Source organism: Mesorhizobium sp. C416B (assembly GCF_030323165.1).
In the GTDB taxonomy this organism is placed as follows: Bacteria; Pseudomonadota; Alphaproteobacteria; order Rhizobiales; family Rhizobiaceae; genus Mesorhizobium.
In genome coordinates this window covers 4,819,106-4,839,965 of sequence record NZ_CP100471.1, presented here as the reverse complement: position 1 = coordinate 4,839,965, position 20,860 = coordinate 4,819,106, and the positions used below count along the sequence as shown (strand labels likewise).

Here is a 20,860-nt window from a genome sequence, read left to right as displayed (position 1 = left end):
TCCGCGGCCCGTCTCGAACCTTTATGGCGATCGGGTCCATATTCCACTTCGAGCAAAACGCTGCGGACGCCGTGACCCCAGAGTTACGGCGGGCCGTTCTCATGGAATTTCTGGCTCGCCAGTCGCTGGCGCCAAATACAAGCAGAAGCAAGGACCAACACAAATGGACATCGTCGTCATCGGGATCGAGGTTTTGTTCTTCGGTCTTTCCCTCGCCTACATCAAAGCTTGCGACGCTCTTTAAGCGGAAGGATCGCACCATGCTTGTCGATTACATCCTCGGTGGCGGCGTGACCTTGTTCCTGCTCGTCTACCTGACATACGCCCTCGTTCGCCCAGAACGCTTCTGAAGCAAGGCACGGAAACCCATGACACTCAACGGATGGATACAGATCCTGGTTTATTGCGGGATCGTCGTTTTGCTGGTGAAGCCGCTCGGCGGCTACATGTACCGCGTCTTCAATGGCGATCGCACCTTTCTCTCGCCCATACTCGGGCCCGTTGAGCGCGGCCTCTACCGCATTTCGGGAACCAGCGAGCGCGAGGAGCAGCACTGGACGACCTACGCGGCAGGAATCATCTTCTTCAGCCTTGCCAGCTTCCTGGTGCTGTACTTTCTGCAACGCCTGCAGGGCGTCCTGCCTTACAATCCGGCCGGGATGGCATCGGTCGAACCCAATCTCGCCTTCAACACTGCCGTCAGCTTCGTCACCAACACCAACTGGCAGAATTACGGCGGCGAAAGCACGTTGTCCTACCTCGTGCAGATGGCCGGCCTCACCGTGCAGAACTTCATGTCGGCCGCCGTGGGCATTGCCATCGCGGTGGCGCTGATCCGCGGCTTCGCCCGCGCCTCGGCCAAATCGATCGGCAATTTCTGGGTCGATATGACCCGCTGCACGCTCTACATCCTGCTGCCGCTCAGCATCGTGCTCACCCTTGTCTATGTCTGGCTCGGCATGCCGCAGACGCTGGGGCCTTATGTCGATGCCACCACGCTCGAAGGCGCCAAGCAGACGCTCGCCCTTGGGCCCGTCGCCTCGCAGGTTGCCATCAAGATGCTCGGCACCAATGGCGGCGGCTTCTTCAACGCCAATGCCGCGCATCCTTTCGAAAACCCCGACGCCATCTCCAACATGATCCAGATGGTAACGATCTTCGCGCTGGGTGCTGCACTCACCAACGTCTTCGGCCGCATGGTCGGCAACCAGCGCCAGGGCTGGGCGATCCTGGCCACGATGAGTGTGCTGTTCATCGCTGGCGTCGTTATCTGCTACTGGGCGGAAGCCGCGGGCAATCCGCTGGTCCATGCGCTGGGCGTGGACGGCGCCAACATGGAAGGCAAGGAGAGCCGCTTCGGCATTGCCGCTTCGGCACTATTCGCCGTCATCACCACGGCTGCGAGCTGCGGTGCGGTGAACGCCATGCATGACTCGTTCACAGCACTTGGGGGCCTGATCCCGATGCTCAACATGCAGCTCGGCGAAGTCATCGTCGGCGGCGTCGGCGCCGGCTTCTACGGCATCGTCATGTTCATCGTCATCACCGTGTTCGTCGCCGGCCTGATGGTTGGCCGCACGCCCGAATATCTCGGCAAGAAGATCGAGGCCAAGGAGGTCAAGATGGCAATGCTCGCCATCCTAGCTCTGCCGCTGGTCATGCTGGTCTTCACGGCAATAGCGGTCGTGCTGCCAAGCGCCGTCGCCTCGATGGCCAATGGCGGTCCGCATGGCTTCTCCGAGGTTCTTTATGCCTACACTTCGGCGGCGGCCAACAACGGCTCGGCCTTTGGCGGCCTTTCCGGCAACACGCCCTGGTACAACATCACGCTCGGCATCTCCATGTGGGTGGGTCGCTTCTTCGTCATCATTCCAGCGCTTGCCATTGCCGGCTCGCTAGCGACGAAGAAGACGGTTCCGGCTTCCGCCGGCACCTTCCCGACCGACGGCCCGCTGTTCGTCGGCCTGCTCGTCGGCGTCATCCTGATCGTCGTCGGCCTGACCTTCTTCCCGGCACTGGCGATCGGACCGGTCGTCGAGCACCTGGCTGCCATCAACGGCCAGACATTCTGAGGCTTGTCATGTCCTGGTTCTACCCAAAACGCATGAAGGCCCGGCCGCGAGCCGGCCCACGAGCCGGCAATGAGGGGGAGGAAACGCCCCCTCCCTTCCCCGGCGTGTCCACCTTCCTCGGCATTGCGGCGGTCATGATCGTGATCTGGCTGCTGGCCTATGGGCCGCCGCCCCTCTTTTCGGCATCCGATCGGTCGGTGCCGGCCAACAGTTCAGATACTGGAGCCACCAAATGAGCCAGTCCAAATCCGCGAGCATCATGGATGCCCGCATCCTGTGGCCGGCCATCGGCGGCGCCTTCAGGAAACTCGACCCCCGCACGCTGGTCAGGAACCCGGTGATGTTCGTCGTCGGCATCGTCTCGCTTCTTACCACGGTCCTGTTCGTCAAGGATCTCGTCACCGGCGGCGGCGATTTCGGCTTTACGCTGCAGATCATCATCTGGCTGTGGTTCACCGTGCTGTTCGCCAACTTCGCCGAGGCCGTCGCCGAAGGCCGCGGCAAGGCGCAGGCCGATTCGCTGCGCAAGGCGCGCACCGAAACCCAGGCCAAGCTGCTTGCCGGCGAAGACCGCTCCAGGTTCAAGCTGGTGCCCGGCACCAGCCTGAAGGTTGGCGACATCGTGCTGGTCGAAGCCGGCGACATCATCCCGTCCGACGGTGAAGTGATCGAAGGCGTGGCCTCGGTCAACGAGGCGGCAATCACCGGCGAGTCCGCACCCGTCATTCGCGAATCCGGCGGCGACCGTTCGGCGGTCACCGGCGGCACGCAGGTTTTGTCCGACTGGATTCGCGTGCGCATATCAGCCGCCTCCGGCCACACCTTCCTCGACCGCATGATCTCGCTGGTCGAGGGTGCCTCGCGCCAGAAGACGCCCAACGAGATCGCGCTCAACATCCTGCTCGTCGGCATGACGCTGATCTTCGTGCTGGCCACCGCCACGATCCCGAGCTTTGCCTCCTATTCCGGCGGCTATATCCCGGTGACGGTGCTGGTCGCGCTGTTCGTCACCTTGATCCCGACCACCATCGGCGCCCTGCTGTCGGCCATCGGCATTGCCGGCATGGACCGCCTGGTGCGCTTCAACGTGCTGGCCATGTCCGGCCGCGCCGTCGAAGCGGCGGGCGACGTCGATACGCTTTTGCTCGACAAGACCGGCACCATCACGCTCGGCAACCGCCAGGCCACCGAATTCCGCCCGGTCAAGGGCGTCACCGAACAGGAACTGGCCGATGCCGCGCAGCTCGCCTCGCTCGCCGACGAGACGCCTGAGGGACGCTCGATCGTCGTGCTGGCCAAGGAGAAATACGCCATCCGCGCCCGTGACATGGCAACCTTGCATGCCAGCTTCGTGCCCTTCACCGCGCAGACCCGGATGAGCGGCGTCGACATCGATGGCTCCTCGGTGCGCAAGGGCGCCGTCGATTCGGTTCTCGCCTATGTCAGCCAGTCGACATCGGCCACTCACGGCACGCGCCCCGGCAGCGACACCGTCAAGGATCTCCAGGCGATCGCCGACGAGATCGCCAAGTCGGGCGGCACGCCGCTGGCCGTCGAGCGTGACGGCCGCCTGCTCGGCGTCGTCCACCTAAAGGACATCGTCAAGGGTGGTATCCGCGAGCGCTTTGCCGAACTGCGCAAAATGGGCATCCGCACCGTGATGATCACCGGCGACAACCCGATGACTGCGGCGGCGATCGCAGCCGAAGCCGGCGTCGACGATTTCCTCGCCCAGGCCACGCCCGAGGACAAGCTGAAGCTGATCCGCGACGAACAGGCCAAGGGCAAGCTGGTCGCCATGTGCGGTGACGGCACCAACGACGCGCCGGCCTTGGCGCAGGCGGATGTCGGCGTCGCCATGAACACCGGCACGGTTGCCGCCCGCGAGGCCGGCAACATGATCGACCTCGATAGTGACCCGACCAAGCTGATCGAGATCGTCGAGATCGGCAAGGCGCTGCTGATGACGCGCGGCTCGCTGACGACCTTCTCGATCGCCAACGACGTCGCCAAATACTTCGCCATCATCCCGGCCATGTTTGCCGTCTTCTACGTTGCGCCGGGACATACAATCGGCCCCCTGCAAGCGCTCAACATCATGCATCTGGCGACGCCGCAGAGCGCCATCCTGTCGGCCATCATCTTCAACGCGCTGATCATCATCGCTCTGATCCCGCTGTCGCTTAAAGGCGTCAAATACCGCGCCATCGGCGCCGGCGCGCTGCTCAGCCGCAACCTGCTGGTCTACGGCCTCGGCGGCATCATCGTTCCCTTCGTCGGCATCAAGGCGATCGACATGATCGTCACCGGCCTCGGCCTAGCTTAAGGAAATACGTCCATGCTCACTCAGATAAGACCCGCTGTTATCATGATCGTCTTTTTCACCGTTTTGACCGGCCTGATCTATCCCCTGGGCATGACCGGCATCGCCCAGGCGCTGTTTCCGCACAAGGCCAATGGCAGCTTGATCGAGAAAAACGGCACGGTCATCGGCTCCGAACTGATCGGCCAGGGCTTTGCCGACGACAAGTATTTCCATGGCCGCCCCTCGGCTGCCGGCGACGGATACAACGCCGCAGCGTCCAGCGGCTCCAATCTCGGTCCAACCAACCCCAAGCTGATCGACCGCATCAAGGGCGATGTTGCAAAGCTGAAGGCGGAGAACCCGAACCAGCCGGTGCCGATGGATCTGGTGACGACGTCCGGCAGCGGCCTCGACCCCGCTATCAGCCCGGACGCCGCCTATTTCCAGGTCGCTCGGGTGGCCAAGGCCAGGGGCTTCGACGAAGCCAAGGTCAAGGCGCTTGTCGACAGCCATGTCGAAGGCCGCGAACTCGGCTTCCTCGGCGAGCCGGTCGTCAATGTGCTGGCGCTCAACCTGGCACTGGACGATACCAAGCAGTGAGAGACAATCTCTGAAGCCAGGGGCCGGGGATCGACACGATCCTCGGCGCCGTTCATGATCGAGCCTGATGCCGGACGCCAGAAGCAACGATACCAGACCCTCTCCGGACGCGCTGCTCGAGCATGCGGAACGGGAAGAGCGCGGCCGTCTGCGGATATTTCTCGGCGCTGCCCCCGGCGTCGGCAAGACCTATGAAATGCTGATGGCCGGCCGCGCCAGGCTGGCTGACGGCGTCGACGTAGTGGTCGGCGTCGTGGAGACCCACGGCCGCAAGGAAACACTGGCGCTGGTCGAAGGCTACGAGGTGATCCCGCGCCAGAAGGTCGACTACAGAGGCCGCGTGCTGGACGAGATGGACATCGATGCCATTCTCGCCCGCCGGCCGGCGCTGGTGCTCGTCGACGAACTCGCCCACACCAATGCGCCAGGCAGCCGCCACCCCAAGCGCTATCTCGACGTCCAGGAAATCCTGACGCGCGGCATCGATGTCTACACCACGCTCAACATCCAGCATGTCGAGAGCCTGAATGACGTCGTGGCACAGATCACCCGCGTCAGGGTGCGCGAAACGGTCCCGGACTCCATCATCGACCAGGCCGACGACATCGAGATCATCGACCTCACGCCCGACGACCTGATCAAGCGGCTGAAAGAGGGAAAGGTCTATTTCCCCAACACTGCCCAGCGCGCAGTCGAAAACTATTTCTCGCCGGGCAATCTGACCGCGCTTCGGGAATTGGCGCTGCGCCGCACCGCCCAGCGCGTCGACGAGCAGTTGCTTAACCACATGCAGTCGCACGCGATTCCCGGCCCTTGGGCGGCGGGCGAAAGGGTGCTCGTCTGCGTCGATGCGCGTCCGGGCGGAGCGTCTCGTGTCCGCTATGCGCGCCGGCTGGCCGACCGGCTGCGCGCACCGTGGACGGCGCTGCATGTCGACACGCCGCGTTCGGCCGCCATGTCGGAGGAAGACAAGGACCAGCTGGCCACGCTCTTGCGCCTGGCCGAGCAGCTCGGCGCCGAGGTGACGACCATTCCGGGCCAGAACGTCGCCCAGGACATCGTCCGCCACGCCACGGCCAACAACTTCACCCATATCGTCGTCGGCAGGCCGACCCGCTCGCGCTGGCGCGAACTGATCGAGGGTTCGCTCACCTACGATCTGATCCGCAATGCCGGCGATATCAGCGTCCATGTCATTTCAGGAACGGAGCGCGACAACGAGGCCACGTCGAGGGTCAAGGCGGCGGCCGAGCAGACGCCATTTCAAATCTGGCCTTATCTTTTCTCGACCGTCTATGTCGCCGGCGCGCTTGCCGTCAGCGCCATCCTCGATCAGTTCCTCGACGTTCGCAACCTTGCCAGCGTGCTGCTGCTGGCGGTGCTGACATCGGCAGTGACCTTTGGCCTGTGGCCGGCGCTGTACGCCTGTTTCCTCAGCGCCATTGCCTTCAACTTCTTCTTTCTCGAGCCGCGCTACACGATGACGATCCGCGATCCGGAGAGCATCGTTGCCTTCGCCGTCTTCCTCGTCGTTGCCGTCATCGCCAGCAATCTGACGGCGCGTGTGCAGCGTCAGGCAGCCGCCGCCCGTTCACGCGCCCGGGCCACCGAGGACATCTACCTCTTTTCAAAGAAGCTCGCCGGCGCCGGCACGCTCGACGACGTTTTGTGGGCCACAGCCTTCCAGATCGCCTCGATGCTGAAGCTGCGCGTGGTGCTGCTTTTGCCGGAAGAAGGCACGATCACCGTCAAGGCCGGTTATCCCCCCGATGACACGCTGGCCGAGGCCGACATCGCGGCTGCACGCTGGGCTTGGGAACACAACCGGGCTGCCGGCCGTGGCGCCGATACCCTGCCCGGGGCAAAACGGCTCTACCTGCCCTTGCGGACCGGCCGTACCGCCATCGGCGTCGTCGGCCTCGACAATGACAAGCAGGGGCCGCTCTTGACGCCCGAGCAACAGCGCCTGCTCGACGCGCTGGCCGACCAGGCGGCGGTTGCCATCGAGCGCATCCAGCTGGTCGCCGATGTCGACCGCGCCAGGCTGGCGGCCGAGGCCGACCGCTTGCGCTCGGCACTGCTGACGTCGATCTCGCATGATCTGAAGACGCCGCTGGCGGCAATCATGGGCGCGGCCGGCACGCTCAGGGAATTTGCGCCGGCACTGCCCGAGGACGATCGGGCCGAGCTGCTGACCACCGTGCTCGACGAGTCCGAACGGCTGAACCGCTTCATCGCCAATCTGCTCGACATGACCAAGATTGAATCGGGCGCCATGGAACCGAATTTCGCCCTGCACTATGTCGGCGATGTCGTTGGCTCGGCCTTGCAGCGGGCACGCAAGATCACTGCCGGGCACAAGACCGAGGTTGATATTCCGGCCGACCTGCCGATGCTGAAGCTTGATCCCGTGCTGTTCGAACAAATGCTGTTCAATCTGCTCGACAATGCCGCGAAATACGCGCCACAGGGATCGACAATCCGGCTGCAGGGCTGGGCCGACAATGGCTCCGTCGCGCTGCAGATCATGGATGAGGGACCGGGCATTCCGCCCGCCGACCTGGAGCGCGTCTTCGACAGCTTTTACCGGGTGCGCAAGCGCGATCAGGTCCAGGCCGGCACCGGGCTCGGCCTGTCGATCTGCCGGGGCTTCATCGAGGCGATGGGCGGCACGATCATGGCGGCGAACCGCAGCGATCGCCCGGGCGCAGTCTTCACAATCCGCATGCCGAGGTTGGTACAATCGTCCGATACGGACGTATCAGGTGTGGACGAGCAAGCATCTGGTTATCCGGCATGACAAATTCCAATGTCAGCATACTGGTCGTCGATGACGAGCCGCCGATCCGCAAACTGCTGCGCGTCGGCCTCGGCAGCCAGGGCTATGCGGTCAGCGAAGCGCCCAACGCCAAGGCTGCGATCGAACTCGTCGATGCACAAAAGCCGGATCTGATCCTGCTCGACCTCGGCCTGCCCGGCATGGGTGGCCTCGATCTCCTGCGGAAATGGCGCGACGACGGCCTCGACGTGCCCGTGGTCATCCTGTCCAGCCGCACCGACGAAGCCGGCATCGTCGCGGCGCTCGAACTCGGCGCTGACGACTACATCACCAAGCCGTTCGGCATGAACGAGCTTGTCGCCCGCATCCGCGTCGCGCTGCGCCACAAATTCCAGCAGCAGGGCGAAAAGCCGGTGTTCCACACCGGAGATCTCAGCGTCGACCTGGTCAAGCGCATCGTCAAGGTCGAAGGCAAGGAGATAAAGCTCTCCCCCAAGGAGTACGACATATTGCGCATTATGGTGCAGCATGCCGGCAAGGTGCTGACCCACCATTTCCTGCTGAAGCAGGTGTGGGGCGATTCGACCGACGTGCAGTATCTCAGGGTCTATGTCCGCCAGCTCCGGCAGAAGATCGAAAAGTCGCCCGACCAGCCGCGCTACATCACCACCGAGACCGGCGTTGGGTACCGGCTGCGCGAGGTTGAGTGACCGGACGTTTTCCGCTCAGTCCGCCGAGAGTTCCGCGGTCCGTGCCAGTGCGCCGCCGAAGCCGTTGAGCGGGATGGTGAAACTCACCGCTTGACCGGTGTCGGCCGCGAAGGCGTCGATCTTCAGCGTGGTGGCTGCCTTGAGCAGCGGCGTGACGCTGGCATCGAACGCCACCGGCACCAGGCAGCCGACGGCCTGGCAGGTGTTGAACGGCAGGCTGCCTTCCAGCTTCTGGTCGTCGATGGTCAGGCTGACGCCTTTGGCGAGCGCCAGGCCGAACGGCAGCGCCAGCGTTCCGGCGGCATCCTCGCCGCTCTTGCTCGACAGCTCGATCGCCAGCAGGCGCTGGTTGGACTGCTTGTTGAACTGCTGATGCGACAGGCTGCAAACCTTGGCCGTGCCGGTTACCTGGCAATTGACCGTCCAGTCGCCATGTGTCTCGGACAGCGCCGAGGCGCCGCCAGGCAATGTCGGGCCGGCAGCAGGGGCGGGCGCTGCGGCGGCAGGCGCCGCCTTGTCGGTCTTGGTTTGCGCCGCGACTGCCACCGGGCCAAGAATACAGATGCTGCCCAGTAGCGCCGCGAAATATACTTGCCTGCTTTTCATCAATATGCTCCCGATTGTGCCTCGAGTCAGCCGCGATTGAGGCCGAGATCCGCGCCCGATAGAGCGGTCAATCGATCTTTTCTGTCAAGTGCGGCCGGGCCGCTTCCTCAGGGATTTCGCCAACCCGTGGCAGATCGGCCCATGGCAGACCGGCCCATGGCAGATCGAGACGAACGCCCTATATAGAGAGGAGGTTATATCTGTACGGGAATGAACTGATGTCGACGCTTCGCCTATCGACAGTTCTCATGTCGGCAATGCTGGCGGCGGCAACGCTCGCCGGCATCATGCAATCTGCTGCGGCTCAGTCCGTCAATCCCAGCGCCAACCGGCTGATCCAGCAGAACCAGCTGCAGCAATTGCGCAACAGCCTGCAGCGGCAGCAGTTCCAGCAACAGCAGCAGCAATATCGCGAGCAGGACCGTCGGATCGTGCCGCAGCCGCGCCCCGAAGTGCCCGTCGTCCGGCAAGCTTGTCCGATTCAGATCGTCAACAACCAGATTGTGCGTGTTTGCCGTTGATATCGGTCGCTTGCGATTTACTTAGTCGACTTATTTACTAAAAATGCTCATTGCCTCGCGGGCATATCAGGGTTTGCAGGCGGCGTGCGGCGGTGCGCCCGCCGACGGTGCGCCCGCCGACCGGATTTTCAGCACATGGCGACGACGAAGAAAAAGGCGGTACGCAAGGCAAGGCGAGGCGAACGCATTCGCCAGGTCGCCGCCATTCCCTTTCGTCTGGACGTTTCAGGCAATTTCGAAGTGATGCTGGTGACGTCGCGAGCGACGAAGCGCTTTATCGTGCCCAAGGGCTGGCCGATGAAAGGAAAGAGCGGGCGCAAGGCCGCCACCATCGAGGCGCGCGAAGAAGCCGGCGTGCTCGGCAAGACCCGCAAGGCGCCTGCCGGCAGCTATTCCTACTGGAAACGGCTGGAGCACAATTTTGTGCGCGTCGACGTCGTCGTCTATCTGTTGGAGGTGTCCGAGGAACTGGCCAACTGGCAGGAGGCCAAGAGCCGCCAGCGGGCATGGCTCAAGCCGCAGGACGCGGCGTTGCTCATCGATGAGCCGGATCTCTCGACGCTGATGGCCAACCTGGCGCCGCCTCAGCCGGCAGTGCCGGACCCGGCCTGACCAACCTCACTTGCCCTCGTCCCCTTCAGCGGGACCCTCATCCCCCTCAGCGGGAAATGGCCGCAGCGGCGTGCCCGTATAGGCCCACAGCCATTCGCGCGGCAGCGGCCCTTTGTTGCGCTCGCTTTGCTGCGACTGTTCCCATGCATGCGCCAGGATGCCGACCGAGCGCGAGAGCACGAACAGGCCGCGCGTCAACGGCGGCGGAAAGCCGAGCTCGCCATAGATGACGGCGGTGGCGCCGTCGATGTTGAGCGGTATTTTCTTCCCCTTGCGCCGTGCCACCTCTGATTCGACGGCCTCGGCGATGTCGGCAAAGCGTCCGCTGACGACGCCGCGCGCGGTAAACTCGCGCGTCACTGCGATCAGGCGCGGCGCGCGCGGATCGACCGGGTGGAAGCGATGGCCAAATCCCGGCACATAGCCTTTCTCCTCGGCGAAGAAACGGTCGAGCCGTGCGGCTACGGCTTGGTCCAGCGCAACACCCTGGTCAAGTGCCACGGCAATGTCGCCATAGAAGGACAGCGCCTGTTCGCCGGCGCCGCCATGCACGTCACCCAGCACGTTGACGGCGGACGCCATGGCGCTGTTGATGCCGACGCCGCAGGTGATGGCCATGCGGGCAATGGCGATCGACGGCGCCTGCGGCCCGTGGTCGACGGCCGCCCCCAGCGCAATGCCGAGCAGCGCCGCCTGCTCCTCGCTCGGCAATTCGCCGCGCAGCATCAGCCAGATCGTGGCCGGAAAGCTGACGCGGCCGATCAGCTCCTGGATTTCATAGCCGCGCAGCCGGATAATGCCGGGGCTCATCTCGATGATGCCGGTCTGCCACCATTCCTCGCCGCGTTCGCGGCCGGTTTTTCTCTCGCTCACGCGCTTCTCCTGGCGCGCGGCGGCAGGGTGGAAAAAACCTCGTCCATATGCTCGCCCAGCACAGGCGGCGGCAGGACCGGCAAGGGTGCCGCGCCATCGACCATGAAGCCGCCGCGCACCACGGTCAGCGGCTGCGCCATGCCGGGCAGACCCTGGAAACGCGCGGTCATGTCGCGCTCGAGCACCTGGCGCTCGCCAAGCACCTGCGGGATCGTCAGCACCCGGCCCGCCGGAACGCCGGCGCGGTTGAACTTTTCTTCCCAGGCAGCCGCCGAGGCGCTCGCAAGCGCTGTCTCGATCAGCCCTTTCAAGGAGGCGCGGTTCTGCTTGCGCGTCTCGCGCTCGGCAAAGCGCGGATCGTCGGCCAGTTCCGGCTGGCCGATCAGCCGGCAAAGCGTGACGAACTGCTCCTGCTTGTTGGCGGCGATGTTGAGCAGGCCGTCGCCGGTGCGAAACGCGCCGGAGGGCGCAGCCGTCATGTTCTCATTGCCCATCGGCTGCGGCTCGAGACCGGCGGTCAGATAGTTGGACACCGGCCAGCCCAGCGCCGACAGCGTGCATTCGAGCATCGAGACATCGAGAAACGCGCCCTCGCCCGAGGTCTTCTGCTTGACCAGCGCCGCGGCGGTGGCGAAGGCCCCGACCAGCCCGCCCAGCGTGTCGGCGACGGGATAGCCGACCCGCAAGGGTGCGGTCTCCGGCGTGCCGGTGATGCTCATGATGCCGGACAGCCCCTGGATGATCTGGTCGTAGGCCGGATTGTCGCGCATCGGCCCGGTCTGGCCGAACCCCGATATGGCGCAATAGACGAGACCCGGACGAACCGCTTTCAGCGCCTCATAGCCAAGCCCCAGCCGCCCCATCACGCCCGGTCGAAAGTTCTCGACCAGCGCATCGGCGGAGGCGACGAGATCGAGGAAGCGTTCGCGGTCGGCTTCGCTTTTGAGATCCAGCACCACCGATCGCTTGCCGGCATTCTGCGCCAGGAACGACGCGCCCATCCCCGCCTCGTTGAGCGCCGGCGAGGCGCCGAGCTGGCGCGCCAGATCGCCGCCTTGCGGCGTCTCGACCTTGATGACATCGGCGCCGAGCAGCGCCAGCTGGTAGGCACAATAAGGGCCCGCCAGCACATTGGTCAGGTCGAGAATGCGGATGCCGGCAAGCAGATCGGTCATGATGCTCCAGGTCGCTCAGGCATCGCCCGGCACATGCTCGGGTCCGCGCCGGCGCCGATGCTCGATGAAGGTCCAGATATGCGGACCGGCGAGCCCGATGAAGGCAAGGATCAGCAGCACCAGCGACAGCTTGTGGGTGTAGAACACCGACCAGTCGCCGTTCGAGATCGTCATCGCCCGGCGGAACTGCGTTTCGGCAAGCGGCCCCAGGATCATGCCGATGATGACCGGCGCGGTCGGGAAATCGAAGCGTCGCATCAGGAAGCCGGCGGCCCCCAGGAGATAGAGGATGACGAGGTCGATCGGCGATTGCGAGATGCCGTAGGTGCCGACGGTGGCGAACACCAGGATGCCAGCATAGAGCTGCGGCGCCGGGATTTTCAACAGCCGTACCCACAGCCCGATCAGCGGCAGGTTGAGAACGACCAGGATGACGTTGGCGATGAACAGGCTGGCGATCAGGCCCCAGACCAGATCGGCCTGCGTCGTCAACAGCAGCGGTCCCGGATTGATGCCGTAGCTCTGGAAGGCCGACAGCATGATTGCGGCGGTCGCCGAGGTCGGCAGGCCAAGGGTGAGCATCGGCACCAGCACGCCGGCGGCAGACGCATTGTTGGCGGCTTCCGGTCCGGCAACGCCCTCGATGGCGCCGACCGTGCCGAACTCCTCCTTGTGCTTCGACAGCTTCTTTTCGATGGCGTAGGACAGGAAGGTCGGGATCTCGGCGCCTCCGGCAGGCATGGCGCCGATCGGGAAGCCGATGAAAGCGCCGCGCAGCCATGGCTTCCACGAGCGCCCCCATTCGGCCGCGGTCATGTAGAGCGAGCCCTTGAGCGGCACGATCTCGTCCTTGCCGGCATAGCGGCGCGAGGCCATGTAGAGCGTCTCGCCGACGGCAAACAGGCCGACCGCGGCAATGATGACATCGACGCCATCGAGCAGTTCGTTCATGCCGAAGGTGAAGCGCGGCTGTCCCGTCTGCAGGTCGACGCCAATCATGCCGATGACGAAACCGATGAACAGGCTGGTGAGGCCGCGCACGGAGGACGAGCCGAGCACCGCCGACACCGTGATGAAGGCAAGCACCATCAGCGAGAAATATTCGGCCGGCCCGAAGGCGAGCGCGAACTTCACCACCACCGGGGCCAGGAAGGCGACGCCCATCGTGCCGATGGTGCCGGCGACGAAGGAGCCGATCGCCGAGGTCGCCAGTGCCGCGCCGCCGCGACCCGAGCGGGCCATCCTGTTGCCTTCCAGCGCGGTGACGATGGTGGCGCTTTCGCCCGGCGTGTTGAGCAGGATCGAGGTCGTCGAGCCGCCATACATGGCGCCGTAATAGATGCCAGCAAACAGGATGAAGGACGCCTCCGGCGCCACCTGGTAGGTGATCGGCAGCAGCAGCGCGATGGTCAGCGCCGGCCCGAGGCCGGGCAGCACGCCGATGGCCGTGCCGAGCGTGGTGCCGACCAGGCACCACAGCAGGTTCATCGGCGAGAAAGCGACGGAGAATCCGTGGGCGAGATGGCCGAGCGTCTCCATGGCGTCAGCCCCTCGCAGTGGCGATGATCGCGTCGATCACCGTGTTCAGCTGGTTTTCGATGAAGCCGGCGCCAATGTTGACGCCGAGCGCCCTGGCAAAGCCGAAATAGGCGGCAAGCGCCAGGATCAGGCCGGTCAGCGCATCGCGCAGCGTGTGCTTGCTGCCGAAGCCATAACAGACGAGCACGAACATGATGACCGAGGCGGCGGTGAAGCCGAGCGGCTGGATCAGCACCAGATTGGCGACCAGGCCGGCAACGACGATGCCCATGGCCTTCCAGTCGGTCGGCGTTTCCTTTTCCTCCTGCGGCTGCCAGCCGCCGCGCAGCGCGGCGACGATGAGCAGCAGCGAAAGCACGATCATGCCTGTCATGGTGATGTAGGGGAAGACGGTCGGCCCGACCTTGGAATAGAGCGGCGAAACCGGGATGGCCAGGGTCTGCCACGCCACGGCCGCGGCACAGGCGAGAAGCCCGATGCCGATCAACAATTCGGGCATGGCAAGGCGCGGGGGCGCCGGCTGCTGGTCGCTGGTGCTCATCGATGTCCTCCCGAGATGGCCGGCATCCTCCCGCCGGCCGCATCCGCAGTTTCACTCCCAGCGCATGATATGTCCATGCCGCAGGCGAATGTCGGAGGGGCGGCCGTGGCCGCCCCTGAAGACATCAGGCGAGGCCGAGATCCTTGAGGATCGCGGTGATGCGGGCGGTGTCGTCGACGAGGAATTTCGCATAGTCGTCGCCGGTAAGCAGGATGGGCGTCCAGTTACGGTTCTTGCACTCGGCTGCCCAGGCATCGCTCTTGGCCATGGTCTCGATCATCGTGACCATCGCCGCCTTGTCGGCGTCGGAGACGCCTGGCGGTGCGAAGACGCCGCGCCAGTTGAACAGTTCGACGTCAATGCCGGCTTCCTTCATCGTCGGTGCGTCGATGCCGTCCTGGCGCTTGTCGGCGGAGATCGCCAACAGCCGAAGCGCGCCCGCCTTGACCTGCTCGGAGAACTCGCCGAAGCCGGAAATGCCGGCCGCCACCTGGTTGCCGAGCAGCGCCGACAGCGCCTCGCCACCGCCGGCGAAAGGCACATAGGAGAGGTTGGTTGCCGGAACGCCGACCGTCTTGGCGATCAGCCCGAACAGGATGTGGTCGGAGCCGCCGGCCGAGCCGCCGGCCACGGGAACCTTGGTCGGATCCGCTTTGAGCGCGGCGACGAAATCGCCGGCCGTCTTGAACGGCGAATCCGCCGGCACCACCAGCGCCTCGAACTCGCCGGTGAGGCGGGCGATGGGCGTCACTTCGGAAAGGTTGTTGGCCGATTTGTTGGCGATGATGGCGCCGACCATGACCATGCCGGCCACCATCAGCGAATTGCCCTTGCCCTTCCACTGGCTGATGAACTGCGGCAGGCCGACAGTGCCGCCGGCGCCGCCGACATTGGTGATCTGCGAGCCGGAGATCAGTTTTTCACTGCGCAGCACCTGGTCGATGGTGCGCCCCGTCTGGTCCCAGCCGCCGCCGGGCGCGGCCGGCACGAAGATCTGGATCTGCGGTGCATCCTGAGCGAAAGCGGGAGTCAAATGCGTTGCGACGAATCCGGCAGCGCCTGCGGCCGCGGTGCTCATCAAAAATCTGCGTCTGTTCAGCATGGGATTCCTCCAAATCACGACACCTCCTCCGGTGCCTGCCAGAAACGTAGCCTGAAAACAGACCCGCTCGGCAAAAATTCATGCCGATTTCGGTACGTTCTGTCAACAGGAACGCTGTTCTACTAGACAGAACCATGGATGTGCGGCACAATCGCTTCGGCCGGCCTTTGTCCGAGCAGGTAAACTGGAATGAAACTGTTCGTGAGATGACCGAAGCGCGATCCCAGCCGTTGCCGGCCGATGGCGTTGCCGCGCTCGACCGCGCGATCGCCATTCTCGACGCGTTCGCGACCGCCGACCGCTCGCTCAGCCTGGCCGAGATCGCGGCGCGCACCGGGCTCTACAAAAGCACCATTTTGAGGCTGGCGAACTCATTGCTGCGCGGGCAGTTGCTGGAGCGGCTCGACGATGGCCGCTACCGCATCGGACCCGCCACCTTCCGGCTCGGCGCGCTCTACCAGCGCTCCGTGGTGGCGGTCGACATCCTGCTGCCGATCATGCGCGATCTCGCCGAGCGCAGCTGGGAAAGCGTGGCGTTCTATGTCCGCTCGGGCGACGCCCGCACCTGTCTCTACCGCGTCGAATCCAAGCATCCTATCCGCTACACGATCCGGGAAGGCGACCTGCTGCCGTTGCTCACCGGCTCGGGCGGCCGCGTGCTGGCAGCGTTTTCAGGCCAGCCGGGCGAACCATACGAGACCATCCGCAAGGCCTGCCACTATCTGTCGATCGGCGATCGCGACCCTGAGACGGCGGGCGTCTCGGTGCCGGTGTTCGGACCGGGCCGCGTTCTGCTCGGCGCCTTGACGCTGGCCGGCCCGTCGACACGCGTCGATACGGCGTTCCTGCGCCGCATGACACCGGACCTGCTGGAGGCCGCCGCTCGCGCCACCCGCGCCTTTGGCGAGGATGCCTCGATGCTGGAGCAGGCAGCGCGCCTAGCCGGCGCTGAAACCGTGATCGGCCTCAGTTCGCCTTGACCAGCACTACGCGGCGGTTCTTGGCGCGGCCGGCTTCGTCGTCATTGCTGGCGACGGGCGCCATCATGCCGGCGCCGGCGGCGGTCAGCCGGCCGCCATCGATGCCGTATTTCGAGACCAGCGCCGCCTTCACCGACTGCGCCCGCCGCGACGACAGATCGATATTGTAGTCGAAGGCGCCCTGGTTGTCGGTATGACCGACGACGATCACCGCCATACCGGGCTCGTTGGTCAGAAGCGTCGAGATCTCCTTCAGCGTCGGTTCCGATTCCGGCTTGATGTCGGCCTTGTCGGTGTCGAAGAAGATGCCGTAGAGCGAGATGGAGCCGGTGGCCGACAGCGAATCCGCCATCTTGGCCGCTTCGACCACCACCATCTTCTTGTCGCGCGCCTTGGGCTCCAGCACCTGAACGACGGCGATGGTGCGGCCGTTGAGTTCCTTGCAGTAGAGGTCGTCGATCAGCGAATAGGCCTGAACAGTGACATAGGCGTCGCCGCCATCCTGCGGCACCTTGGCAGCGAAGAAGCGCTGGTCGTTGATACCGGTGGTTACCGCACAGGCGCCATTGGAAAAGGCCGCGTCCTTGACGTCGCTTTCATGGAAGAAATACATCATCAGGCTCATGTCGCCGCCGCCACCGCTCGACGACCGGTCGGCGGCGCCGCCGCACTCTTCCTTCTTGCATTCGAACAGGACTTCGCCGCCGGCGGCCGCGATCACATCCTGGTAGTTGCGCAGCACTTCGAGCGGGGAGCGCTCGGCCGGCAGCACATAGGCGATGCGGGTCAGCGCGCCTTCGACCTCAGCCTTCTTGTCCGGCGCGAACACACGGTTGTTCATCGTGTCACGGGCATCCGGATCGGCGCTCGGCTTCAGCGGCGACAGCGGCACTGTAAAATCGGTATAGGCGAATTTTTCGTAGGAGACGATGAACGACCCCTCGTAGCGCTTGGCCAGATGATTGTCGGCACCGCCCTCGATGTCGGCGGTCGGCACCGTCGCATCGGCGCCCGCCAGTTGCACGGCCGCCAGGAGCAGCAGCCCCGCCCAGAAAAGCTTCAGAAATATCGCATTGATCGCACGCATGGTCGGCTCCCCCAAAGAGCAATTCCAGGAAAAGTGTGAGCGGTTTTCCCACAGGAATTGCGTAGCTAGATTAGAATAGCCAACCCTGGCAGAACGTGGAAATTGCGTCGATGAAGCGCTTCACACCCGCCGTTCGAGCAGGATCGTCAGCCCGTCGTGATAGGTGGTTTCCAGGACCTTGGTGTAGCCGCACTTTGCCGCAACGTTCAACGAGCCGGTGTTTTCCGGATCGATGATGCAGACGGTTCTCGCGCCGGCAAAGGTTTCGTCGCCCCAGGCCAGGGCCCTTCTGACGACTTCGCTGGCAAGACCCTTGCCATGCGCTTGCGGCGCCAGCGCCCAGCCGGCTTCCGGAATGCCCTCGAGCGACGGCTCGATGTCGCGCTTCAGGTCGTGGAATCCGGCTTCGCCGATGAAGCGACCGCTGGCCTTGTCCTCGACCGCCCAGAAGCCGTAGCCGAGCAGCGACCACAGGCCGGCATGCCGCAGGAACCGCATCCAGCTTTCCTCCCGCGTCCGCGGCTTGCCGCCTATGAAACGGGTGGTGACGGGGTCGGCCCACATGACGGCATAGTCGTCGAAATCTTCGATCCGGTGCGCCCGCATGATGGTCCGTTCCGTTTCGAGAACCGGGACGCCGGCTGTTTTTGGACTGCCCATGAAACTCTGCCTCCGTTGACGGTCAGCGCTTAGCAAACCAGCGCGCCCGGACAAGGGCCAAGCCGGATCATCATTCAGCCAGGGAAGCTTCCGAACGGCCCGGCGCGACCAGGCGGTCGAAGCGAACAGCGTCGGCTTACTTTCAGCCGTGCCAGACCATCTTCATGTAGAGCCCACCGCGCCGCAATTCGTCCAGCATCTGGTCGAGCCGCTTCTGCCTGGTGTCGCTGCGTTTGGCGCGGGCGACCCAGCCGAGATAATCGTTCTTCTGGTAGTCCGGCCGCGCCTCGTAGGCCGCTGTCAGTCCTTTTTCGGTCAGGGCGATGCGGATGTCGTCCGGCATCGGGTTCAGGGCGCGCTTCAGTCCGGTCATTTCAGAAAACCCCAGCTGTCAGGATGGCGACGCCGATGGTCCAACCCAGGTCCGCCTCTGGGAATTCTGCCGAACGATGCTACCTTTCGCAACCGGTCCGGCAAGGGCCGGTCTCGATACCGCCAATGGGAGGAGAACGCCATGGACACCACCGATCTCGTGCTTGCCATTTTCCATCATCTGCTGGTGTTGTCGCTGGCCGGCATCATCGGCGCCGAATTTGTCCTGATCCGCGGCGACCTCTCCGCCGCCACGCTCAAGCGGCTTGCCGGCATCGACCGCCATTATGGCATCATCGCCATGCTGATCATCATCATCGGCGTCTGCCGCGTCATCTACGGCCTGAAGGGCTGGGAATTCTACGTCTACAACTGGGTGTTCTGGGCCAAGATGGCGGCATTCGGCATCGTTGGCCTGCTGTCGATCATCCCGACCATCCGCTTCATCTCCTGGAACCGGCAAGCCAGTGCAAATCCCGGCTTTCAGGTGCCGGTTGCGGAACTCGCCTCGGTGAAGACCTATGTGCGCGCCGAAGCCTTCATCTTCCTGCTGATCCCGATCTTCGCGGCGGCGATGGCGCGCGGCTACGGTTATTGAAGCAACGCCAACACCAAACCCATCTCCTCCGGGCATACTCCCCACTGATCGCCATGGTTGCGCACGACTGTATTTTGCAGTTTGCGTCAGGCGACAATCTGTTAGCTTGCCTTTGTTGCACCCTCGCTGCCTGACCTGCACAGCGATCGGAGATTGATATCCTGGGAGGAGAATTACGATGAGGAAAATTGTAGCCGCCCTGGCCGCCGCCGCGGCCGTCACGCTTTATTCGTTCACCGCCAGCGCACAGACCTATCCCGAGCGCACCATCACCGTCGTCGTGCCGTTTGCGGCCGGCGGTCCGACCGACACGGTTACGCGGCTCGTCGCCGAAGCCATGTCGAAGGATCTCGGCCAGCAGATCATCGTCGAAAATGTCGGCGGCGCCGGCGGCACGCTGGGCGCCGGCCGCGTCGCCAACGCCGACCCGGATGGCTACACGCTGCTCCTCCATCACATCGGCATGGCGACCAGCGCGACCCTCTACAGAAAACTCGCCTACGACACGCTCAACGCCTTCGAGTATGTCGGCCTCGTCACCGAGGTGCCGATGGCCATCGTCGCCCGCAAGGACCTGGAGCCGGCCGACCTGAAAGGGCTGGTCGAATACGCCAAGACCAACAAGGACACCATCACCGTCGCCAATGCCGGCATCGGCGCTGCCTCGCATCTGTGCGGCATGCTGTTCATGAGCGCCATCGGCACGCCGCTGGTCACCGTGCCCTACAAGGGCACCGGTCCGGCCATGACCGACCTTCTCGGCGGCCAGGTCGACATTATGTGCGACCAGACCACCAACACCACCAAGCAGATCCAGGGCGGCACGATCAAGGCCTATGCCGTCACCACGCCGGAGCGCCTCGACGTGCTGAAGGACGTGCCGACGACCATCGAAGCCGGCCTGCCCGCGGTGCAGGTCGGCATCTGGCACGGCCTCTATGCGCCGAAGGGCACGCCGGCCGAGATCACCGGCCGACTGTCGAAATCGCTCCAGGTCGCGCTGAAGGACCCCAACGTCATCGCCCGCTTCGCCGAACTCGGCACCAAGCCGTCGTCCGAGGCCGACGCGACGCCGGCAGCGCTGAAGGCCAAGCTGGAAGGCGAGATCATGCGCTGGAAGCCGATCATCGAAGCCGCCGGCCAATACGCCGACTGAGGCTTGAACGGGGCGCTGCCGGCGCCCCGTTTTCGCTTCGACGTCCGTTTTCACATTTGCAACGGCAAGCCCGTTGCAAGGGTCAGGGGAGGACCGCCATGAAACCTTTCGCCATCGACAGGGCAAACGGCCTGTGCGCCGCGCTGTTCATCTTTTTCGGCGCCTTTTTCGCGATACAATCGCTCGGCCTCGAAATCGGCACCGCCTTCCGCATGGGACCGGGCTATTTCCCGCTGGTGCTGGCGATCGTGCTGATCGTGCTCGGCGCCATCATCCTCGTCCAGGCGGTGCGCGTCGAGGGCGAGCCGATCGGCCCCATTGCGTGGCGCGGCATGCTGTTCATCCTGCCGGCGCCGATCTTTTTCGGCATGACCGTGCGCGGCCTCGGCTTCGTCCCGTCGATCTTCCTGACGGCGCTGATCGCCTCTTTTGCCAGCGCCCGCATGAAGCCGCTGACGGCACTTCTGCTGTCGGCCGGCCTGACGCTGTTTTCGGTGCTGGTCTTCAGCTACGCGCTCGGGCTGCCATTCCAGCGCTTCGGCCCCTGGTTGCCCCAATGGCTGGCATTGTGA

The 20,860-nt window shown here is 64.4% G+C and carries 22 protein-coding genes; 13 read left to right on the top strand and 9 right to left on the bottom strand.

Translation table 11 applies throughout. The features are described 5' to 3' along the window. Window positions 1-260 precede the first annotated feature (260 nt). The 7 genes from NLY43_RS23640 (at window position 261) to NLY43_RS23610 (ending at window position 8,466) form a co-directional block, all read left to right on the top strand. Window positions 261-350: a K(+)-transporting ATPase subunit F gene (locus tag NLY43_RS23640; protein ID WP_023669708.1), complete on the top strand. Its 90-nt coding sequence runs from the start codon at window positions 261-263 to the stop codon at window positions 348-350. Between the two features lie 18 nt (window positions 351-368). After that, window positions 369-2,072, top strand: a complete 1,704-nt coding sequence (kdpA, locus tag NLY43_RS23635; protein ID WP_023710830.1) for a potassium-transporting ATPase subunit KdpA — start codon at window positions 369-371, stop codon at window positions 2,070-2,072. Between the two features lie 8 nt (window positions 2,073-2,080). Then, window positions 2,081-2,308, top strand: coding sequence for a hypothetical protein (locus NLY43_RS23630; protein ID WP_023710829.1), 228 nt, complete (start codon window positions 2,081-2,083; stop codon window positions 2,306-2,308). After that, window positions 2,305-4,398: a potassium-transporting ATPase subunit KdpB gene (kdpB, locus tag NLY43_RS23625; protein WP_023710828.1), complete on the top strand. Its 2,094-nt coding sequence runs from the start codon at window positions 2,305-2,307 to the stop codon at window positions 4,396-4,398. Before NLY43_RS23630 ends, kdpB begins: the two co-directional genes overlap by 4 nt. Before the next feature lie 12 nt (window positions 4,399-4,410). Next, window positions 4,411-4,977 (top strand): potassium-transporting ATPase subunit KdpC, encoded by a 567-nt coding sequence (gene kdpC / locus NLY43_RS23620; protein ID WP_023710827.1) that lies wholly within the window; start codon window positions 4,411-4,413, stop codon window positions 4,975-4,977. Window positions 4,978-5,044: 67 nt separating this feature from the next. Further along, a complete protein-coding gene (locus tag NLY43_RS23615; RefSeq protein ID WP_286458709.1) occupies window positions 5,045-7,777 on the top strand; it encodes a DUF4118 domain-containing protein in 2,733 nt (910 codons plus the stop codon). After that, window positions 7,774-8,466, top strand: coding sequence for a response regulator transcription factor (locus NLY43_RS23610; protein ID WP_023691942.1), 693 nt, complete (start codon window positions 7,774-7,776; stop codon window positions 8,464-8,466). The genes NLY43_RS23615 and NLY43_RS23610 overlap by 4 nt, the downstream gene beginning before the upstream one ends. Window positions 8,467-8,481: 15 nt before the next feature. Here the strand turns inward: NLY43_RS23610 and NLY43_RS23605 are convergent, their stop codons facing one another. Continuing rightward, the gene (locus tag NLY43_RS23605; protein WP_023669715.1) at window positions 8,482-9,072 is read right to left on the bottom strand and encodes an invasion associated locus B family protein; all 591 of its coding nucleotides are present in this window, start codon (window positions 9,070-9,072) and stop codon (window positions 8,482-8,484) included. Window positions 9,073-9,290: 218 nt separating this feature from the next. On the opposite strand from NLY43_RS23605, the gene NLY43_RS23600 reads away from it, so the two are divergent. Together NLY43_RS23600 and NLY43_RS23595 are read left to right on the top strand one after the other, a co-directional pair. After that, the gene (locus tag NLY43_RS23600) at window positions 9,291-9,593 is read left to right on the top strand and encodes a hypothetical protein (RefSeq protein ID WP_023683090.1); all 303 of its coding nucleotides are present in this window, start codon (window positions 9,291-9,293) and stop codon (window positions 9,591-9,593) included. Between the two features lie 135 nt (window positions 9,594-9,728). Next, entirely contained in the window at window positions 9,729-10,205 is a 477-nt protein-coding gene (locus NLY43_RS23595; protein WP_023669717.1) for an NUDIX hydrolase, read from the top strand. Between the two features lie 6 nt (window positions 10,206-10,211). Here the strand turns inward: NLY43_RS23595 and NLY43_RS23590 are convergent, their stop codons facing one another. From NLY43_RS23590 to NLY43_RS23570, 5 genes are all read right to left on the bottom strand, one after another. Beyond that, complete coding sequence (locus NLY43_RS23590; RefSeq protein ID WP_023710826.1) at window positions 10,212-11,078, bottom strand: citryl-CoA lyase; 867 nt, start codon at window positions 11,076-11,078, stop codon at window positions 10,212-10,214. Beyond that, window positions 11,075-12,253: a CaiB/BaiF CoA transferase family protein gene (locus tag NLY43_RS23585; RefSeq protein WP_031215764.1), complete on the bottom strand. Its 1,179-nt coding sequence runs from the start codon at window positions 12,251-12,253 to the stop codon at window positions 11,075-11,077. The genes NLY43_RS23590 and NLY43_RS23585 overlap by 4 nt, the downstream gene beginning before the upstream one ends. Window positions 12,254-12,268: 15 nt before the next feature. After that, window positions 12,269-13,792: a tripartite tricarboxylate transporter permease gene (locus tag NLY43_RS23580; RefSeq protein ID WP_023710825.1), complete on the bottom strand. Its 1,524-nt coding sequence runs from the start codon at window positions 13,790-13,792 to the stop codon at window positions 12,269-12,271. A gap of 4 nt (window positions 13,793-13,796) precedes the next feature. After that, window positions 13,797-14,333, bottom strand: a complete 537-nt coding sequence (locus NLY43_RS23575; RefSeq protein ID WP_023683087.1) for a tripartite tricarboxylate transporter TctB family protein — start codon at window positions 14,331-14,333, stop codon at window positions 13,797-13,799. 124 nt (window positions 14,334-14,457) lie between these two features. Further along, on the bottom strand, window positions 14,458-15,435 hold the full coding sequence (locus tag NLY43_RS23570; RefSeq protein WP_023691946.1) for a Bug family tripartite tricarboxylate transporter substrate binding protein: 978 nt from the start codon (window positions 15,433-15,435) through the stop codon (window positions 14,458-14,460). 206 nt (window positions 15,436-15,641) lie between these two features. Between NLY43_RS23570 and NLY43_RS23565 the strand changes: the two genes are divergently transcribed. Beyond that, on the top strand, window positions 15,642-16,415 hold the full coding sequence (locus NLY43_RS23565) for an IclR family transcriptional regulator (RefSeq protein WP_023683085.1): 774 nt from the start codon (window positions 15,642-15,644) through the stop codon (window positions 16,413-16,415). Here the strand turns inward: NLY43_RS23565 and NLY43_RS23560 are convergent. The 3 genes from NLY43_RS23560 to NLY43_RS23550 form a co-directional block, all read right to left on the bottom strand. Beyond that, a complete protein-coding gene (locus NLY43_RS23560; RefSeq protein WP_023713331.1) occupies window positions 16,402-17,502 on the bottom strand; it encodes an OmpA family protein in 1,101 nt (366 codons plus the stop codon). The genes NLY43_RS23565 and NLY43_RS23560 overlap by 14 nt on opposite strands. A gap of 120 nt (window positions 17,503-17,622) precedes the next feature. After that, on the bottom strand, window positions 17,623-18,162 hold the full coding sequence (locus NLY43_RS23555) for a GNAT family N-acetyltransferase (protein WP_023686555.1): 540 nt from the start codon (window positions 18,160-18,162) through the stop codon (window positions 17,623-17,625). A gap of 142 nt (window positions 18,163-18,304) precedes the next feature. Then, window positions 18,305-18,535, bottom strand: coding sequence for a YdeI/OmpD-associated family protein (locus NLY43_RS23550; protein ID WP_023683083.1), 231 nt, complete (start codon window positions 18,533-18,535; stop codon window positions 18,305-18,307). Between the two features lie 141 nt (window positions 18,536-18,676). On the opposite strand from NLY43_RS23550, the gene NLY43_RS23545 reads away from it, so the two are divergent. The 3 genes from NLY43_RS23545 (at window position 18,677) to NLY43_RS23535 (ending at window position 20,860) form a co-directional block, all read left to right on the top strand. Beyond that, window positions 18,677-19,132, top strand: a complete 456-nt coding sequence (locus NLY43_RS23545) for a DUF2214 family protein (protein ID WP_023710823.1) — start codon at window positions 18,677-18,679, stop codon at window positions 19,130-19,132. Between the two features lie 178 nt (window positions 19,133-19,310). Beyond that, window positions 19,311-20,288, top strand: a complete 978-nt coding sequence (locus NLY43_RS23540; protein WP_023683081.1) for a tripartite tricarboxylate transporter substrate-binding protein — start codon at window positions 19,311-19,313, stop codon at window positions 20,286-20,288. Between the two features lie 98 nt (window positions 20,289-20,386). Then, the gene (locus NLY43_RS23535; protein WP_023683080.1) at window positions 20,387-20,860 is read left to right on the top strand and encodes a tripartite tricarboxylate transporter TctB family protein; all 474 of its coding nucleotides are present in this window, start codon (window positions 20,387-20,389) and stop codon (window positions 20,858-20,860) included.

Excerpts from the sequence above, each read along its gene's own strand:
- NLY43_RS23640 (WP_023669708.1), top strand. The coding sequence starts at position 261 with ATGCTTGTCGATTACATCCTCGGTGGCGGCGTGACCTTGTTCCTGCTC.
- kdpA (WP_023710830.1), top strand. The coding sequence starts at position 369 with ATGACACTCAACGGATGGATACAGATCCTGGTTTATTGCGGGATCGTC.
- NLY43_RS23630 (WP_023710829.1), top strand. The coding sequence starts at position 2,081 with ATGTCCTGGTTCTACCCAAAACGCATGAAGGCCCGGCCGCGAGCCGGC.
- kdpB (WP_023710828.1), top strand. The coding sequence starts at position 2,305 with ATGAGCCAGTCCAAATCCGCGAGCATCATGGATGCCCGCATCCTGTGG.
- kdpC (WP_023710827.1), top strand. The coding sequence starts at position 4,411 with ATGCTCACTCAGATAAGACCCGCTGTTATCATGATCGTCTTTTTCACC.
- NLY43_RS23615 (WP_286458709.1), top strand. The coding sequence starts at position 5,045 with ATGCCGGACGCCAGAAGCAACGATACCAGACCCTCTCCGGACGCGCTG.
- NLY43_RS23610 (WP_023691942.1), top strand. The coding sequence starts at position 7,774 with ATGACAAATTCCAATGTCAGCATACTGGTCGTCGATGACGAGCCGCCG.
- NLY43_RS23605 (WP_023669715.1), bottom strand. The coding sequence starts at position 9,072 with ATGAAAAGCAGGCAAGTATATTTCGCGGCGCTACTGGGCAGCATCTGT.
- NLY43_RS23600 (WP_023683090.1), top strand. The coding sequence starts at position 9,291 with ATGTCGACGCTTCGCCTATCGACAGTTCTCATGTCGGCAATGCTGGCG.
- NLY43_RS23595 (WP_023669717.1), top strand. The coding sequence starts at position 9,729 with ATGGCGACGACGAAGAAAAAGGCGGTACGCAAGGCAAGGCGAGGCGAA.
- NLY43_RS23585 (WP_031215764.1), bottom strand. The coding sequence starts at position 12,253 with ATGACCGATCTGCTTGCCGGCATCCGCATTCTCGACCTGACCAATGTG.
- NLY43_RS23580 (WP_023710825.1), bottom strand. The coding sequence starts at position 13,792 with ATGGAGACGCTCGGCCATCTCGCCCACGGATTCTCCGTCGCTTTCTCG.
- NLY43_RS23575 (WP_023683087.1), bottom strand. The coding sequence starts at position 14,333 with ATGAGCACCAGCGACCAGCAGCCGGCGCCCCCGCGCCTTGCCATGCCC.
- NLY43_RS23570 (WP_023691946.1), bottom strand. The coding sequence starts at position 15,435 with ATGCTGAACAGACGCAGATTTTTGATGAGCACCGCGGCCGCAGGCGCT.
- NLY43_RS23565 (WP_023683085.1), top strand. The coding sequence starts at position 15,642 with ATGACCGAAGCGCGATCCCAGCCGTTGCCGGCCGATGGCGTTGCCGCG.
- NLY43_RS23560 (WP_023713331.1), bottom strand. The coding sequence starts at position 17,502 with ATGCGTGCGATCAATGCGATATTTCTGAAGCTTTTCTGGGCGGGGCTG.
- NLY43_RS23555 (WP_023686555.1), bottom strand. The coding sequence starts at position 18,162 with ATGGGCAGTCCAAAAACAGCCGGCGTCCCGGTTCTCGAAACGGAACGG.
- NLY43_RS23550 (WP_023683083.1), bottom strand. The coding sequence starts at position 18,535 with ATGACCGGACTGAAGCGCGCCCTGAACCCGATGCCGGACGACATCCGC.
- NLY43_RS23545 (WP_023710823.1), top strand. The coding sequence starts at position 18,677 with ATGGACACCACCGATCTCGTGCTTGCCATTTTCCATCATCTGCTGGTG.
- NLY43_RS23540 (WP_023683081.1), top strand. The coding sequence starts at position 19,311 with ATGAGGAAAATTGTAGCCGCCCTGGCCGCCGCCGCGGCCGTCACGCTT.
- NLY43_RS23535 (WP_023683080.1), top strand. The coding sequence starts at position 20,387 with ATGAAACCTTTCGCCATCGACAGGGCAAACGGCCTGTGCGCCGCGCTG.